The sequence below is a fragment of the Streptomyces sp. NPDC033216 genome (genome assembly GCF_055577115.1).
In genome coordinates this window covers 312,800-328,170 of the sequence record NZ_JBVIQK010000001.1, presented here as the reverse complement: position 1 = coordinate 328,170, position 15,371 = coordinate 312,800, and the positions used below count along the sequence as shown (strand labels likewise).

The following is a 15,371-nucleotide window of genomic DNA, read 5'->3' as shown; positions in this document are numbered from 1 at the left end:
ACTCCCGCAGAGGAGGCGCCCGCACCCGCTTCGCCGGGATCGCCCCGACACACCCGGCACCGGTGCGACCCTCCGCCTCGCCGTCGCACGCACCGGACGCCGCCGGACCCGCCCCGCGGGCCGACGACGCCCCTCTCGCGACACGCCCTGGTCCTAGTCGACCTCCGCGACCGCCTGGGCGAACTGCGCCTTGTACAACCGCGCGTACGCCCCGTCCGCCGCCAGCAGGTCCGTGTGCGTGCCCTGCTCGACGATCGCACCGTTCTCCATCACCAGGATGGTGTCCGCGTCCCGGATCGTCGACAGCCGGTGCGCGATGACGAACGACGTCCGACCGTGCGCCAGCTTCGCCATCGCCTTCTGGATCAGCACCTCGGTGCGGGTGTCGACGGAACTCGTCGCCTCGTCGAGCACCAGGATCACCGGGTCGGACAGGAACGCCCGCGCGATGGTGACCAGCTGCTTCTCACCGGCGCTGACCCCGCTGCCCTCACCGTCGATCACCGTGTCGTAGCCGTCGGGGAGGGTCCGGATGAACCGGTCGGCGTGGGCCGCCCGCGCCGCCTCCTCGATCTCCCCGCGCGTGACCTCGCGCGCGGCACCGTACGCGATGTTCTCCGCGATGGTGCCGCCGAACAGCCAGGTGTCCTGGAGCACCATGCCGACCCCGGCGCGCAGTTCGTCGCGGGACATCCGCGCGATGTCGACGCCGTCGAGGGTGATGCGCCCCCCGGTGACGTCGTAGAACCGCATGAGGAGGTTGACCAGGGTGGTCTTGCCGGCGCCGGTCGGGCCGACGATGGCCACCGTGTGGCCCGGTTCGACGACCAGCGAGAGGTCCTCGATCAGCGGTTTGTCGGGGTCGTACCGGAAGGACACGTGCTCCAGCGCCACCCGCCCGCGCAGTGCCTCGGGCCGCACCCCCGGCACCGGGTCGGCCTGCTGCTCCTCCGCGTCCAGCAGTTCGAAGATCCGCTCGGCCGAGGCGACGCCCGACTGCACCAGGTTCGTCATCGACGCGACCTGCGTCAGCGGCATCGAGAACTGACGGGAGTACTGGATGAACGCCTGCACGTCACCGATCGACAGGGAGCCGGTGGCGACCCGCAAACCGCCGACCACGGCCACCAGCACGTAGTTGAGGTTCGACACGAAGAACATCAGCGGCTGCATGATCCCGCTGTTGAACTGCGCCTTGAACCCGGCCTCGTACAGCGCGTCGTTCTGCTCGGCGAACTGCCGCGCCGACTCCTCCTGCCGGCCGAACACCTTCACCAGCGTGTGGCCGCTGTACATCTCCTCGATGTGCGCGTTCAGCTTGCCGGTGGTGCGCCACTGCTGCACGAAGTGCGGCTGCGAGCGCTTGCCCACGCGGGCGGCGACGACCGCCGACAACGGCACGGTGACCAGCGCGACCAGGGCGAGGATCCACGACACCCAGAACATCATCGCCAGTACACCGACGATGGTGAGCAGCGCGTTCACGAGCTGGCCCAGTGACTGCTGGAGCGTCTGCCCGATGTTGTCGATGTCGTTGGTCGCCCGGGACAGCACCTCGCCGCGCTGCCGCTTGTCGAAGTACGACAGCGGCAGCCGCGACAGCTTCGTCTGCACGTCCTCGCGGATCCGGTACATCGTGCGGTTGACGGCCCGGTTGACCAGCCGGGTCGCCACCGCCATCAGCAGGCCGGCGACCGCGAACACCGCGACCGCGAACAGCAGGACGTGGCCGACGGCGTCGAAGTCGATGCCCTGACCGGGGGTGAAGTCGGTGCCGCTCAGCATGTCGGCGACATCGCCGTCACCGCGCTCGCGCATCGAGTCGAGGACCTGGTCCTTGGAGGACCCGGCCGGCATCTCCCGCCCGACGATGCCGGCGAACACCAGGTCGGTGGCCCGGCCGAGGATCTTCGGCCCGATCACGTTCAGACCCACGCTCAGGACGACGCAGGACAGCATCGCGTAGAGGGTGAGCCGCTCCGGCCTGAAGTGGCCGAGCAACCGTCGGCCGGACGCCTTGAAGTCCAGCGTGCGACTCTCCGGTCCGGTCCCGGCCATCATGCGCCCCATGGGCCCGGCCATCAGGCAGCCTCCGCTTCCGTGAGCTGGGAGAGCACGATCTCCCGGTAGGTCTCGTTGTCCGCCATCAGTTCCTGATGGGTGCCCTCGCCGACGACCCGGCCCTCGTCGAGGACGATGATCCGGTCGGCGTCGCGGATGGTGGCCACCCGCTGGGCGACGATGACGACGGTCGCCTCGGCGGTCTCCCGGCCGAGGGCCGCCCTGAGCGCCGCGTCGGTGGCGTAGTCGAGGGCGGAGAAGGAGTCGTCGAAGAGGTAGATCTCCGGGCGCTGCACGAGCGTACGGGCGATGGCGAGCCGCTGCCGCTGACCACCTGACACATTGGTGCCGCCCTGCGCGATGACAGCGTCCAGTCCGCCCTCCAGCTTCTGCACGAACTCCTTGGCCTGCGCCACGTCCAGCGCGTGCCACAGCTCCTCGTCCGTCGCGTCCGGGTTGCCGTACCGCAGGTTGGTGGCGACCGTGCCGGCGAACAGGTAGGGCTTCTGCGGCACGAGTCCGACCGTCCTGGCGAGCAGCGCCGCGTCGAGGTCGGCCACCTCGACGCCGTCGACGAGGACCTGCCCGTCGGTGGCGTCGAACAGCCGGGGGACCAGCCCGAGCAGCGTGGACTTGCCGCTGCCGGTCGAGCCGATGACGGCGGTGGTCTCACCGGGCCGCGCCACCAGGTCGACGCCCTTGAGCACCGGCTCCTCTGCGCCCGGGTAGCCGAAGCCGGCGCCCCGGATCTCCAGGTGGCCGTGGCGCCGCAGCTCGCGCACCGGCGCCTTCGGCAGGACGACGCTGGACTCCGTGTCCAGGACCTCCTCGACGCGCTCGGCGCACACCTCGGCGCGCGGCACCATCATGAACATGAAGGTGGCCATCATGACGGACATGACGATCTGCATGAGGTAGGCGAGGAAGGCGGTCAGATCGCCGATCTGCATCCCGCCGCTGTCGATCCGGTGGGCGCCGAACCACACCACCGCGATCGACGACAGGTTCACCGTGGTCATGACCACCGGGAACATCAGCGCGAGCAGGTTGCCGGCCTTCAGCGAGATGTCGGTGAGGTCGTCGTTGGCCTTGCGGAAACGCTGCTCCTCGTACGCGTCGCGGACGAAGGCACGGATGACCCGGTTGCCGGTGATCTGCTCGCGCAGCACCCGGTTCACCGTGTCCAGCCGGGTCTGCATGGACCGGAACAGCGGCCGCAGCCGCCGCACGATCAAGGTCACGCAGATGCCCAGCACCGGCACCACGGCGACCAGGATCCCGGACAGCGGCACGTCCAGGCCGAGGGCCAGGACGATGCCGCCCACGCACATGATCGGCGCGGACACCATCAGCGTGAACGACATCAGCGTCAGCATCTGGATCTGCTGGACGTCGTTCGTGGTCCGGGTGATCAGGGAGGCCGCGCCGAACTGGCCGACCTCGCGGGCGGAGAAGGACTGCACCCGGTCGAAGACGGCCGCCCGCATGTCCCGGCCGAGCGCCGACGCCGTCCTGGCGCCGTAGTACACGGCACCGATGTTGCAGACCACCTGCACCAGGGAGATGCCGATCATCAGGGCGCCGTAGGAAAGGATGTAACCGGTGTCACCGTTGACCACGCCGTCATCGATGATGTCGGCGTTCAGCGTGGGCAGGTAGAGCGTGGCGGAGGTCTGGAGGAACTGGAGCAGGACCAGCAGGACGATGGGTTTCCTGTACGGCCTGAGGTAGGTGCGCAGAAGTCGTATGAGCACGCTTCGTCTCTCGGAGTCGGCGGGGTGAGGGGCATTGGTTGCCCCTGGCCCCTATCGTCCGACACCCCACCGGTGTTACCTCAACTGATTAAGCCGACCGCGTCGTGCTGACGGTCGTCCCCGGCCCTACGAACGGAACGCCGTGGGATGCGTCTGCTCCCGCACCGACACGTACTGCTGCCGCACGGCCTGACCCACGGCCAGTTCCTCGCCCGGGTCCAGCACCTGCGCCGCCGGACCGGGCCAGGCGGGCGGATGGCGCGGATCGAGCGTGCCCTGCGACACCCCGAGCGCCCAGGCGGCCTGCCGCGCCGCGCCGATCGCCGCGTAGTCCGCGGGCTGCGGTACGACGACCTGTGCCCCGAACAGCGCGGGCGCCGCCGCCTGCACGGCCGGCAGCTCCGCCGCCGCGCCGAGCAGGAAGATCCGCCGCACCGCCACGCCCCGGCCGCGCAGCACGTCCAGCGCGTCCGCGAGCCCGCACAACATGCCCTCGAAGGCCGCCCGCGCGAAGTGCTCCGGCTTCATCGACTCGCGCCGCAGTCCCGTCAGGGTGCCCGCGGTGTGCGGCAGGTTCGGCGTCCTCTCACCCTCCAGATAGGGCAGCAGCACCAGCCCGTGCGACCCCGGCGTCGACTTCATCGCCAGATCGGACAGCGTCTCCAGATCGGCCAGCCCGAGCAGCTCGGCGGCTCCGCGCAGGGTCCGTACGGCGTTCAGGGTCGTGACGACGGGCAGATGCATGCCGGTCGCGTCCGCCAGCGAGGTGATCATGCCGCTCTGATCGACGAGGGCCTCCGGGTGCACGGCCATCACGGACCCGGAGGCGCCCAGCGACACCACCGCGTCCCCGAGACCGATGCCCAGACCGAACGCGGCGGCCATGGTCTCGCCGGTGCCCGCCGAGATCAGCAGGCCCTCCGGTGTCGTACCGGCCGCGTCGGAGGGGCCGATGACCTCGGGGAGCATGACCTGATGCCCCAGTGCCAGCTCCACCAGCTCGGGCCGGTAACCGCCGATGGCCGCCGACCAGTACCCGGTCCCGGAGGCGCCGCCCCGGTCGGTGGTGCGGCGCACGGGCCGCCCGAGAAGTTGCCACACCAGCCAGTCGTGGGCCTGGAGCAGCACGGCGGTGCGCAGGGCGGCCTCGGGCTCGTTCTTCGCCAGCCAGCGCAGCTTGGTCACCGGCTGCGCGGTCTGCGGCACACAGCCCACCGCCTGCGCCCACGCCTCGCGCCCGCCGAGCGCGTCGATCAGATCGGCCGCCGCGACCTGCGCGCGCTTGTCGCCGCCGACCATCGCCGGACGCACGGTGCCGCCCTGGGCGTCGAGCGGCACGATCGCGTTCTGCTGCGCGGAGACCCCGATGGCCTGCACGCCTTCCAGCAGTCCGCCGCCGGCCGCCTCCCCGAGGGAGAGCAGCCAGGCCTGCGGATCGACATCGGAAGGACGGCCGGCACCGTCGGAACCCTCCACCGGATGCGGCGCATAGCCCTGCCTGAGCACGGCCCCTGTGTCCGCGTCGCAGACGACGATGCGAGTGAAATCGGGCGAACTGTCCAACCCGGCGACTATCCCCATGGCCAAAATTCTGCCGCACCGCGGGGGGTGACCGCGTCGGCTCGGCGCGCACTACGTATGACTGGTGCCCCAGTCGTCCGATCCGTCGCTCTGCGCGGACCGCTCCCGCAGGGACCGGACACGGCCCGCGACGGACTCGGGCATCCGGTCACCCACCTTGTCGCTGACCACGTGGTACGCCTTGCCCGCGAACTGGCGGCCCTGCTGCGCCGCCGACTCCGCCGTGTTGCGCACGGCGGGGTTCTGGGCGAATCGCCGGGCGGACTTCCTCAGCTGCTCGTAGCGCTCCCGCCCTGCCTTCGTGCCGAGCACGTAGCCCAGGGCGAGTCCGACGACGAATGTGAGCCGGTAGCGCATGAAGGCCACCCTTCCCTTGTGTAGGTCTGCGGTGCGGCATCGGTGCCGGAGGGAACCGATTGGCGGAGCACCCCCCTGCTTGCGCTAATGTATGTGTCGCAGCGAGCGTCCGCCCCCTGGCGAATACCCAGGTAGGTTCGTTCGATGCAACGAGGCATTCCTCCGTAGCTCAATTGGCAGAGCAGCCGGCTGTTAACCGGCAGGTTACTGGTTCGAGTCCAGTCGGGGGAGCTCGGTCCTCCGTAGCTCAATTGGCAGAGCAGCCGGCTGTTAACCGGCAGGTTACTGGTTCGAGTCCAGTCGGGGGAGCATCGTGATCGAGGACCCTTAGGGGTCCTTTTTCATGTCGCCGGGAACCGCGCAGGCCGCACTGCGGTCCTCATGGTCAGCGGCGTCGGACCAGGCGGAGCGTGAGATCGTATGAGCGGCTATGCTGCGGCAGACGGCGCGCACACGTGTACGCGACACGCCGCTATGGGGCGGTAGCTCAGCCGGTTAGAGCAGCGGACTCATAATCCGCCGGCCGTGGGTTCGAGTCCCACCCGCCCCACTTGAGCAGGCTGACGCAGAACCGTTCTGGCCTGCATCAACCTTGCATCCTCCGCCTGAGCGAGCGGCGCAGTGATCCGCCCAAGATCTTCGCTCGCCCGTTGCTCGCCCGAAATGCAGGCGTCCGACCTGCGTGAACGTCTCATCGGGCGTTCGGTTTCGGACTTCGGTCCAGCGGATCGCATCCGCTGCTCACACCTTCAACCGCGTAGACGACGCACCTGGTTGGCGCTGTCCCGGCCTGCGGGAACGGACGGACCTCGGTTCCGGCGGGCCGCATCGGCGCCAACGGTCGGCCACGACCCGCCCCGAAACCCGGCGTCCGGCGATCAGGCCTGGGACGGCGCCGGCTTTGTCGCCCCGGGCAGCCGGCCGAGGCCCCGGTCGAAGCGGCGCAGGAGGAGTACGGCGGTGGTGGCGAGGCCGGTGAGGAGGCCGAGCCAGATGCCGAGCGTCTCCAAGCCGATGCCGAGGCCGAGGAGGACCGCGGCGGGCAGGCCCACGAGCCAGTAGCCGACGAGGGTGACGCGGAAGCCGCCCTTGGTGTCGTCGAGGCCGCGCAGCAGACCGACGCCGATGTTCTGGGCGCAGTCGAAGAACTGGAGGACCGCGGCGACCAGGAGCAGCCGCGTGGCGATCTCGACCGCCCTGTCGTCACCGCTGTCGAAGAAGGGGGCGAGGACCAGACCGGGCACGGTCACGTACACCAGCCCGACCACGGCCATCACAGCCGCCGCGCAGGCCAGGGCGGTGGCTTTGAGCCGCTGGGCCGCGGCCAGGTGGTGCAGCGCCAGCTCCCGGCTGACGCCGATGGACGCGGCGTGGGAGAGGCCGACGGCTATCTGGAAGACGATGTAGACGAGTTGGTTGACGGCGGTGTGCGCGGCCAGCGCGGCTGTGCCGAAGCTGCCGGCGCAGAGCGCGACGACGAAGAAGAAGCCCGCTTCGGAGCCGTAGGTGGCGGCGATCGGTGTACCCAGCCCGATGAGCCTGCGCAGGGTGGCCGGCCGGGTCTTCCAGATGCGGAGCGACAGCACCGGGGCGAGCCGGGCGTCGCGCCGGGCGGAAAGGTACAGGGCCAGGCACGACAGGGCGTACACCAGGCTGGTGGACAGGCCGATGCCCGGCAGGCCCAGCTTCGGGAAGATCCAGGTGCCGTGGATGAGGGCCCAGTTGAGGCCCGCGTTGACGGCGATCGAGGCGAGGGTGATGCGCAGCAGGGCCTGTGGGCGGCGCATGCCGACGGTGAACTGGCGTATCGCCTGGAACCACAGGCAGGGGATGAGACCGGGCGCCATGGTGTGGAGGACGGGCTTGGCGACGTCGACCACGTCCGGGTCCTGACCGAGCCAGATCACGGCGTGGCCGATGAGCACCATCAGGACGGCACCCGCGACACCTGCCAGGGTCGAAAGGAGCAGACTCGCCCGGACGAGGTCCCGGACCTCGTCCTCGGCGGCCTCCTTGCCGGGGCTGCCGGAGCCGTCCCCGGCGGATTCCGCCCGCGCGTCGGCCGCCGCGACCTGGTTGCCGACGGCGGTGACCATGCCGACGCCCATGGTCCGCAACTGATTGAAGATCACCATGGCGAGGCCGCCCGCCGCCAGGGCCTCGGTGCCGAGCAGGCCCATCATGACGGTGTCGGTGGTGGTGAGGGCGACCTGGGCGAGCTGGGTCAGCGCCAGCGGCACGGCGAGCGAGGCGAGGGCGCGGCTGTCGCCGAGGAGGCGGGCGAGGGCGGGCGGCATCGGTTCCGTTCCTGTGTGCGGGGACTGTACGACGGGGCTGTCATCCCTCGGCTGTCATGCCCGGGCCTCCGGCTCGACGCGGCGGAGCTTGGCGAGCAGTTCGTCCACCTCGCGTTCGACGTCGGGGGCGAGCAGATCCCGGGCGCTCATCCAGTCGTCGTCGAAGACGGTGTCCAGGTACTTCTCGCCGCCGTCGTTGATCAGAGCGACCATAGTCGTCCCCGGCGCGAGCGAGGCCATCCGGGTGAGCGCCTCGTGGACCACTCCGCCCGCCGAGCCGCCGAGCAGCAGCCCGGTGCGGCGGGCCACGGACCGGGCGGTGGCGAACGCCTCGATGTCGCCGACCTTCGCGCCCTCGTCGAGCAGCTCGTAGTCGACCATGGCGCCGATGGTGGCGCCCTCGGGCGTACCGGTGCCCGACTGGTGGTAATCGTGCGCGGGCGGGCCGAACGCGATGGAACCCTTCGGCTCGACGCCGACGATCCTGACGCCGGGCACGGTCCTGCGCAGCTCGGCACCGGTGCCGAACAGCCCGCCGCCGGTGCCCACCGCGCCGATCAGGACGTCGATACGGCCGTCCAGCGCGGCGTCGAGTTCCCGGGCCACCGGGTGGTAGCCGACCGCGTTGGCGTGGTTGTTGTGCTGCTCGGTGAAGTACGCGTTGTCGGACTCGGCGGCCATCCGCTCCGCCAGCTCCTCGCGAGCCGCCGTGGCCAGCTCGTCGTCGCCCTCCTCGGCCACGTAGACGAGTTCCGTACCCATGGCCCGCATGGCGCGCAGCTTGTCCTTGGAGGCGTGGTGGTCGACGACCGCGGTGAACGTGTAGCCGCGCTCGGCGGCGACGACCGCGAGGCCGAGGCCGGTGTTGCCGGAGGTGGACTCGATGATCCGGCCGCCGGGGCGCAGCAGTCCGCGCTCCTCGGCGTCGATCACCATCTGCCGGGCCATGCGTATCTTCGCCGTCCCGGTCGGGTTGAACTGCTCCAGCTTCAGCAGCAGCCGTGCGTCGCTCTCGGTGCGGCACAGCTCGAACAGCGGGGTCGCGCCGATGAGTTCGGAGACCTGGCGGACGATGGCGGGACGGTGCAGGGGGTGGCGGTTCATGGCGGGAACTCCCTACGGGTGGCGGTCGAGACGCCAGCGGGGACGGACGGAGCCGGAGGCGGGCGAGGGGCTGTCGATGACGACCTTGGGCGGCAGCGGCAACTCGTGGAACGGCGACTCGTTGGAGTCCATCTGGTAGCCCGCCGTGTTGAGGTACACCAGCAGGTCGCCGGCGGCCGGCCGGACCGGGAAGGGGATCTTGCGCCAGGTCAGCATGTCCGACTCCAGGCAGGTGGCGGCTCCCACACAGGCGGGGTAGGGGCCCGCGTCGGCGCGGCCCGTCCCGTCGGACGGCACGAGCGCGGGATCGGGCAGGAACTCGCTGTCGAACCACTGCTCGGACAGGCTGAGGCTGCTGCCGTCCACGGTGAGGATGTCGTAGCCGTCGCGTTCCTTGGTGCCCTGGACCCTGAAGACGGTGCACCCGGCCTGGTCCAGCAGCGCCCGGCCCGGCTCGACGAGCAGGGTGACACCGGCCGTCCGCAGCAGCTCGGCCAGACTCAGGTCCTCGCCGGTCGGCGTCGTCGAGAGCAGGGCGCGCAGGGCGTCGGCCCCGGCCACGGGGGAGTGGTACGGGTAGTAGCCGGAGAAGGTCTTGTGCGCGTGGAAGTGCTCGGGGCGGGTGCTTTCGTGGAAGCGGCTCCAGCTCTGCGCGTCCACGTAGTCCACCGCGAAGCCGCCGCCGACGCTGACCCGGTCGGCCCGCAGGCCCAGGGTCCGGGCGCGTGCGCAGAGCCGTACCGACTCGGCGGCCAGATCGGCCCGCTCCCGGATGTCGTAGCCGGACAGGTGGAAGCTGAACCCCGCCATGTCCACGTGCTCGGTGCGGCAGTGGCGCAGGGCCGTCTCCATCTCGCCGTCGTCCAGGCCGAAGCGGCTGTGCGGTTGCCCAGGAGGCAGTCGGCGCAGCAACACCCTGGCCACACGGCCGAGGTCGGGGGCAAGGGCGAGGAGCCGGTCCAGCTCGTCGAGGGCGTCAACGGCGACGAGGGCGCCCTGGAGCACGGCGACGCGCAGCAGTCGGTCGTCCTTGGCCGGGCCGGTGACCACCAGGTCCGTGCCGCGGACCCCCGCCGCCAGTGCCTCGCGCAGCTCCCCGTGGCTCGCCACGTCCAGGCCCAGTCCGGCCAGGGCCGCCCGTTCCACGAACGTGGCGGCCTTGTTGGCCTTCTTGGCGTAGTAGACCCGCCCGTCGACTCCCGCCTCGGCGAACGCCTCGCGGAACGCGACCGAGTTGGCGTCGAACCGCTCCGGGAACAGTAGGTGGTACGGGCCGCCGATGCCGTAACTCAGCTCGTGCAGGAGGGCGCTGCCCGGCGGGGCGAGGAGCGCGCGCACCTCCTCCGCGGTGTGGGAGGCGAGGGCGCTGGTCACGTCCACAACGGCACCGCCGTGCCGAGCCCCTGCGCCAGGGCGAGCTGTGCGAAGCGGTGGCCGAGGGCGATGTCGGTGACGACCAGCCCGCTGTTGTACGCGAAGATCCGCTGCCCCGGATCCGTACGGCCCTCGGCGCGGCCCGCCAGCACCTCGGGGAACTCGGCGTGCGCGTCGCGGAGTCGGCCGTCCGCGTCCGCCATGTCGGTGCCGGTGACGCGCATCTGCGCCTCGCTGGTGGCGATGACCCGGTCGGCCCGGTGCAGGGTGGAGGGCGCGATGCCGTATCCGATCAGTACGGACAGGGCGGATGACTTGAGCCAGTCGGCCTCGACGGAGGCCGGGGTGCCCGGCCCGGCGGTGGCGAGGACGACGTCCGCGTCCGCGGCGGCCGCCCGGAGGTCCGTCACGACCTCCAGCCGGCGGTCGGGGAAGTGGGCGTGCAACTGCTCGCGCACGGCCCGGATGCCGTCGGGGTGGGTGCCGAAGAGCATCAGCCGGTCCAGGTCCGGCAGAGTCGTCAGCAGGAACGGCAGGGCGAGCCGGCCCTGGGTGCCGGTGCCTATGACGAGGGCGCTTCGGCTGCCGGGGGCGGCGAGTTCACGGGCGAGGAGCGCGGAGACGGCGGGGGTGCGCAGGGCGCCGATACGCCCGCAGTCCATCATCGCGACGGGCAGGCCCGTCTCGTCGTCGTAGAGAGTCAGCGTCGTGTAGTAGTGCTGCTTGTCGCGCTCCTCGTGGAGGCCGTACTTGTACGAGGTCTTGACCGCGACGACTCCGCGCACCCCGTCCCGGCCGAGCATCGCGTACGCGACGGAGTGACCGTCCTCCGGTTTGACGGTGAGCTTGCGCGGGTTGTCGGAGCGGCCGTCGGCCAGAGTGCGGTAGGCCTGCTCGACCACGGCGACCACGTCCGGCAGCGTGATGTCGATGCCGGCCACGTCACTGGTGCTGAGCACGCGCAGGGTCTTGTCGTCGGCCGTCATGCTGGTCCCCCGGGACATGTCGGTGTCGGTCATGCGAACGCCTCCACTGCGGCCTGGCCGTATCCGTGCTCGGAGCGCTCGGCCGGAGGCCGGGTCTGACGACCCCGCACTCGCACGGAGGAACGTTTCAGCCAACGGTCGGTGCCGTCGTAGCGGGCCTTGAAGGGGACACGGCCGTGGACGACCAGGTCGTTGTCCACGACCAGGATCTCGCCGGGGTCGAGGCTCACCGCCACGCTGACGCGGCCGAGTTCGTGCTCCAGGCGGGCGTAGGCGGCACGGTGGTCCTCGGGCGCCCGGGCGAGCGGGGTGTAGGCCGGGTCGAAGCGCAGGGTCAGGCCGTCTTCCGACTGCCACAGCGTGGGCACGGCCGGCGGTTCGCCCTCGTACCCCTGCGCCTCCTCGTAGGCGTCGTCCGGCAGGATCGGGAGAACGGGGCGGCTGAGCAACTCCACGTCATGGTCGGACAGTTCGACCTGACGGATGCCGGCTGCCGTGGTCGCGACGGAGTCGGGGTTGCGCATGCAGCCGAGCACCAGGAGGTGGGCGCGGCCGGGGTGGAAGGCGTCCTCGGTGTGCGGACTGAGCAGCACGCTGCTGCTGGCGCCGGTCTGCTCCTCCTCGTGACCGGGACTGGGCACGATGTTGTGGACGAATCGGCCGTCCTGCTGGCCCTCCCAGGCGATGGGGGTGCCCATCACGGTCGAGAGCAGAAGCAGGACGACATCGAACACGGCCCCCGCGTTCCCTGCGGTCGACCAGTGGTCCGGGGTGGGGCCGATCGCCGCGTCGTCGACGTGCAGTCCGCGCAGGACGAACAGGCCGTCGGTGGTGTCGACGGGGCGGCAGGCGTGGCGGATCGGGTCGCTCAACGAGGCGGCGACAGCGGGGACTCGAGCCAGCAGGCCAGGGGCGGTCGGTGATCCGTCGAACGCGGTGAGAAGGGTGCGGGCGGCGGCGGTCAGTTCGGCCACCGAATCGGGACTGAGCAGGCGTACGGGGGCGATTCCCGTGGGCATGGGGATCCGTCCGTTCCATTGCGGAGTGCGGTGCGGGGCGCGTGCAGCGGTCAACGGGCATGGCGAAGAAGGCTTCCCGGAGCGGACCGCGTGGTCCGGAGCGGCCTCGGGGAGCCCGTCGGAAACATAGCCAGCCCAGAGGAAATAGGGAAGGCTTACCTAAGAAGGATCTGTGTCACACTGTTCGCGGTCTTGTCGCGCAGGTGCGAATCAGGGTAGGTAAGGCTAAGCATTCCCGGCCAACTGCCAGAGAACGAGGGACAAGTGGAGCTGACGCGACGTCATGTGCTGTGGGCCGGGGGCGCCCTCGGCGCGGGCGCCCTGCTGACCGCCTGTGGAGGCGGCAACGACGAGGAGCCGACCGGGTCCGCCGCCGGCGACTCGGCCAAGCCGCGTACCGGCGGCACGCTGCGGGTCGGCGCGCTGGGGCGAGCGGGCGCCATCACCCGTGACCCCCACGGCACTCAGGCCAACGAGAGCGACTACCTCGTCCTCAGCCTGATCTACGACACACTGACCGTCCCCGGTTCCGAGCCCAACACCGAGCCGCGGCTCGCGGCGAGCTGGAAAGCCTCCGACGACCTGAGGACCTGGCGGTTCACGATCGCCAAGGGCGCGAAGTTCCACGACGGTTCGACGGTCACCGCCGAGGACGTCGTCTTCTCGCTCAAGCGTCTGCGCGCCACCCCGGCCGGCGCCTCCCGGCTGCCGGGCATCCAGGAGAAGAACATCAGTGCCGAAGGCACCGACACCGTCGTCCTGGTCTCCGACTACGCCAACGCCGAACTGCCCCTGCTGACCCGCCTCACCACCTTCGTCATACCGAAGGGCACCACCGAGAAGGACATCGCCAAGGCACCCGGCACCGGCCCCTTCAAGCTCGACTGGTTCCGCGGCGGCAACGCCCGCCTCGTCCGCAACGAGGACTGGTACGGCGGCCAGGTGTACCTCGACGCCATCGAGGTGAAGATCTTCGAGAGCCCGCAGGCCATGGCCAGTGCCCTGCTCGCCAACCAGATCGACGTCGCCTCCAACGTCGGCGCCGTCGCCGCCCGCACCGCCGAGGGCCGCAAGGACATCCAGACCGTCCGCCGCCCCAACGACATGGCGATGCCCATCGTCATGCGCACGGCCGACGGTCCGTTCGCCGACGCGAAGGTCCGTGAGGCGCTGCGCCTGGCCGTCGACCGCGAGGCCATGGTCAAGCAGGTCCTGTCCGGCTACGGCACCGTCGCCAACGACGTCCTCGGCACCGGCGACCCGGCCTACGACAAGAGCCTTCCGCAGCGCACCCGCGACCTCGCCGAGGCCAAGAGACTGCTGGCCGAGGCCAAGTTCGACACCTCCAAGACGTACGAGCTGTACACCACCGAGGACATCTCCGGCCTCGCCGAGTCGGCCACCCTCTTCGCCACCCAGGTCCGCGAGGCCGGGGTGAAGGTGAAGGTCGTCAAGCAGGAGTCCGGGACCTTCTGGGACAAGACCTGGCTCAAGGGCGACCTCTACACCACCTACTGGGGCACCAACGACTCCGTGGTCTTCTTCGCCAGCAAGACCATGGTCTCCGACAGCGGCCAGAACGAGGCCGGCTGGAAGGACGAGGCCTTCGACACGGCGTACGAGAAGGCCATCGGCACCGCCGGCGCGCGCGAGCGCACCGCGCTGCTGAAGGAACTCCAGAGGATCGAGTACGACAGCTCCGGTTACCTCCTGTGGGGCATGGCCGACGGGATCGACCTCGCCGGGTCCGCCGTCCACGGGCTGCCCACGCTGCCCGGTTACGGCAGGGTCCAGCTCGAACAGGCGTGGCTGGCCCGTTGACGCCTGAGACGGCCGCCCCGGCCGGGCCCTCTCCCGTGGTGGTGAAGGCCCGGCCGACCCGCGCTGCCGTCCGGTCGCTCGCCCGGGTCGGCCTCGTCGTCCTCAAACGGGCGGTACTGCTCGCGGCGCTCCTCGCGCTGGTCTTCGGCACGGTCGAACTGCTGCCGGGGGACGCCGCGACGGCCACCTCCGAGCGCGGCGAGAGCGCCGCCGACACCGCGGAGCGACGCCGGCTGCTCGGCCTCGACCGGCCGGTCCCGGAACGCTTCCGGGACTGGATGAGCGGCCTTCCGACGGGGGATCTGGGCACCTCGGCACGCGGGGAGAAGGTCACGGGCCTCCTGTCGACCGCCTTCCCGAACACGCTGTTGCTGGGCGGCCTGGCACTGCTGCTCACCGCCCTGCTGTCCACTGCCCTCGGCTGCTGGGCCGCGCTCCGGCCGGGCGGCAGGGTGGACCGGGCGGTGTCCGGGACGGCCACCGCTGTGCTGGCTCTCCCCGAGTTCGTGGTCGCCGTGGCCCTGGTCCTGGTGCTGTCACTGTGGACCGACTGGTTGCCCGCGGTGACCATCGCCGACGCCGACGGAACTCCCGCCTCCTGGGAGATGCTGGTCCTGCCCGCGCTCGCCCTGACCATCCCGCAGGCCGGGTGGAACGTACGCATCGTGCGCGCCGCCCTCGCCGACGAGGCCCGCGCGCCGCACGTGGAGACCGCCGTCCTGGACGGCCTTCCACCCCACAGAGTCCTCACCCACCACGTTCTGCCCGGCGCCCTGCCCACCATCACCGCCGGCCTCGCCACCTCCACCGGCATGCTCCTCGGCGGCGCCGTCGTCGTGGAGACCATCTTCAACTACCCGGGCATCGGCTCCGTCCTCGCCTCCGCGGTCACCGACCGCGACAGCCCCGTCATCGCGGGCGTGACCGCGCTGTCGGGCGCGGTCATCACCGGCGTACTGCTACTGGCCGACCTCGTACGCGACCTGACGGCGGGAGCGCGGCGATGAACCCCCGACG

Annotated in this window: 11 protein-coding genes and 3 tRNA genes; 5 read left to right on the top strand and 9 right to left on the bottom strand. The window is 70.8% G+C overall.

Annotation, left to right across the window (positions count from 1 at the left end):
* Positions 1–153: 153 nt before the first annotated feature.
* The 4 genes from ACZ5Y0_RS01465 to ACZ5Y0_RS01450 form a co-directional block, all read right to left on the bottom strand.
* Positions 154–2,082 (bottom strand): ABC transporter ATP-binding protein, encoded by a 1,929-nt coding sequence (locus ACZ5Y0_RS01465; RefSeq protein WP_469126608.1) that lies wholly within the window; start codon positions 2,080–2,082, stop codon positions 154–156.
* Positions 2,082–3,815, bottom strand: coding sequence for an ABC transporter ATP-binding protein (locus tag ACZ5Y0_RS01460; protein WP_469126607.1), 1,734 nt, complete (start codon positions 3,813–3,815; stop codon positions 2,082–2,084). Before ACZ5Y0_RS01460 ends, ACZ5Y0_RS01465 begins: the two co-directional genes overlap by 1 nt.
* 126 nt (positions 3,816–3,941) lie before the next feature.
* Positions 3,942–5,396, bottom strand: coding sequence for an FGGY family carbohydrate kinase (locus ACZ5Y0_RS01455; RefSeq protein WP_469126606.1), 1,455 nt, complete (start codon positions 5,394–5,396; stop codon positions 3,942–3,944).
* A 51-nt stretch (positions 5,397–5,447) separates the two neighbouring features.
* Complete coding sequence (locus ACZ5Y0_RS01450) at positions 5,448–5,753, bottom strand: YtxH domain-containing protein (RefSeq protein WP_469126605.1); 306 nt, start codon at positions 5,751–5,753, stop codon at positions 5,448–5,450.
* 158 nt (positions 5,754–5,911) lie between these two features.
* On the opposite strand from ACZ5Y0_RS01450, the gene ACZ5Y0_RS01445 reads away from it, so the two are divergent.
* The 3 genes from ACZ5Y0_RS01445 to ACZ5Y0_RS01435 all read left to right on the top strand — a co-directional run bounded on the left by ACZ5Y0_RS01445 (position 5,912) and on the right by ACZ5Y0_RS01435 (position 6,303).
* Positions 5,912–5,984: transfer RNA gene (locus ACZ5Y0_RS01445), tRNA-Asn, on the top strand.
* Between the two features lie 5 nt (positions 5,985–5,989).
* Positions 5,990–6,062 (top strand) — tRNA-Asn (locus ACZ5Y0_RS01440).
* 167 nt (positions 6,063–6,229) lie between these two features.
* Positions 6,230–6,303 (top strand) — tRNA-Ile (locus ACZ5Y0_RS01435).
* A 328-nt stretch (positions 6,304–6,631) separates the two neighbouring features.
* Here ACZ5Y0_RS01435 and ACZ5Y0_RS01430 read toward each other — a convergent pair.
* From ACZ5Y0_RS01430 to ACZ5Y0_RS01410, 5 genes are read right to left on the bottom strand one after another with little or no spacing between them, the layout of a single operon-like run.
* A complete protein-coding gene (locus ACZ5Y0_RS01430; RefSeq protein WP_469126604.1) occupies positions 6,632–8,050 on the bottom strand; it encodes an MATE family efflux transporter in 1,419 nt (472 codons plus the stop codon).
* Positions 8,051–8,104: 54 nt separating this feature from the next.
* Complete coding sequence (locus ACZ5Y0_RS01425) at positions 8,105–9,154, bottom strand: cysteine synthase family protein (RefSeq protein WP_469126603.1); 1,050 nt, start codon at positions 9,152–9,154, stop codon at positions 8,105–8,107.
* A gap of 12 nt (positions 9,155–9,166) precedes the next feature.
* Positions 9,167–10,528, bottom strand: coding sequence for an alanine racemase (locus tag ACZ5Y0_RS01420; protein ID WP_469126602.1), 1,362 nt, complete (start codon positions 10,526–10,528; stop codon positions 9,167–9,169).
* Complete coding sequence (locus ACZ5Y0_RS01415; protein WP_469126601.1) at positions 10,525–11,547, bottom strand: ornithine cyclodeaminase family protein; 1,023 nt, start codon at positions 11,545–11,547, stop codon at positions 10,525–10,527. Before ACZ5Y0_RS01415 ends, ACZ5Y0_RS01420 begins: the two co-directional genes overlap by 4 nt.
* On the bottom strand, positions 11,544–12,533 hold the full coding sequence (locus ACZ5Y0_RS01410; protein WP_469126600.1) for a TauD/TfdA family dioxygenase: 990 nt from the start codon (positions 12,531–12,533) through the stop codon (positions 11,544–11,546). Before ACZ5Y0_RS01410 ends, ACZ5Y0_RS01415 begins: the two co-directional genes overlap by 4 nt.
* Positions 12,534–12,797: 264 nt before the next feature.
* On the opposite strand from ACZ5Y0_RS01410, the gene ACZ5Y0_RS01405 reads away from it, so the two are divergent.
* Both ACZ5Y0_RS01405 and ACZ5Y0_RS01400 read left to right on the top strand, forming a co-directional pair.
* Positions 12,798–14,354 (top strand): ABC transporter substrate-binding protein, encoded by a 1,557-nt coding sequence (locus ACZ5Y0_RS01405; RefSeq protein ID WP_469126599.1) that lies wholly within the window; start codon positions 12,798–12,800, stop codon positions 14,352–14,354.
* 38 nt (positions 14,355–14,392) lie between these two features.
* Complete coding sequence (locus ACZ5Y0_RS01400; protein WP_469126948.1) at positions 14,393–15,361, top strand: ABC transporter permease; 969 nt, start codon at positions 14,393–14,395, stop codon at positions 15,359–15,361.
* The last annotated feature ends 10 nt before the right edge of the window (positions 15,362–15,371 follow it).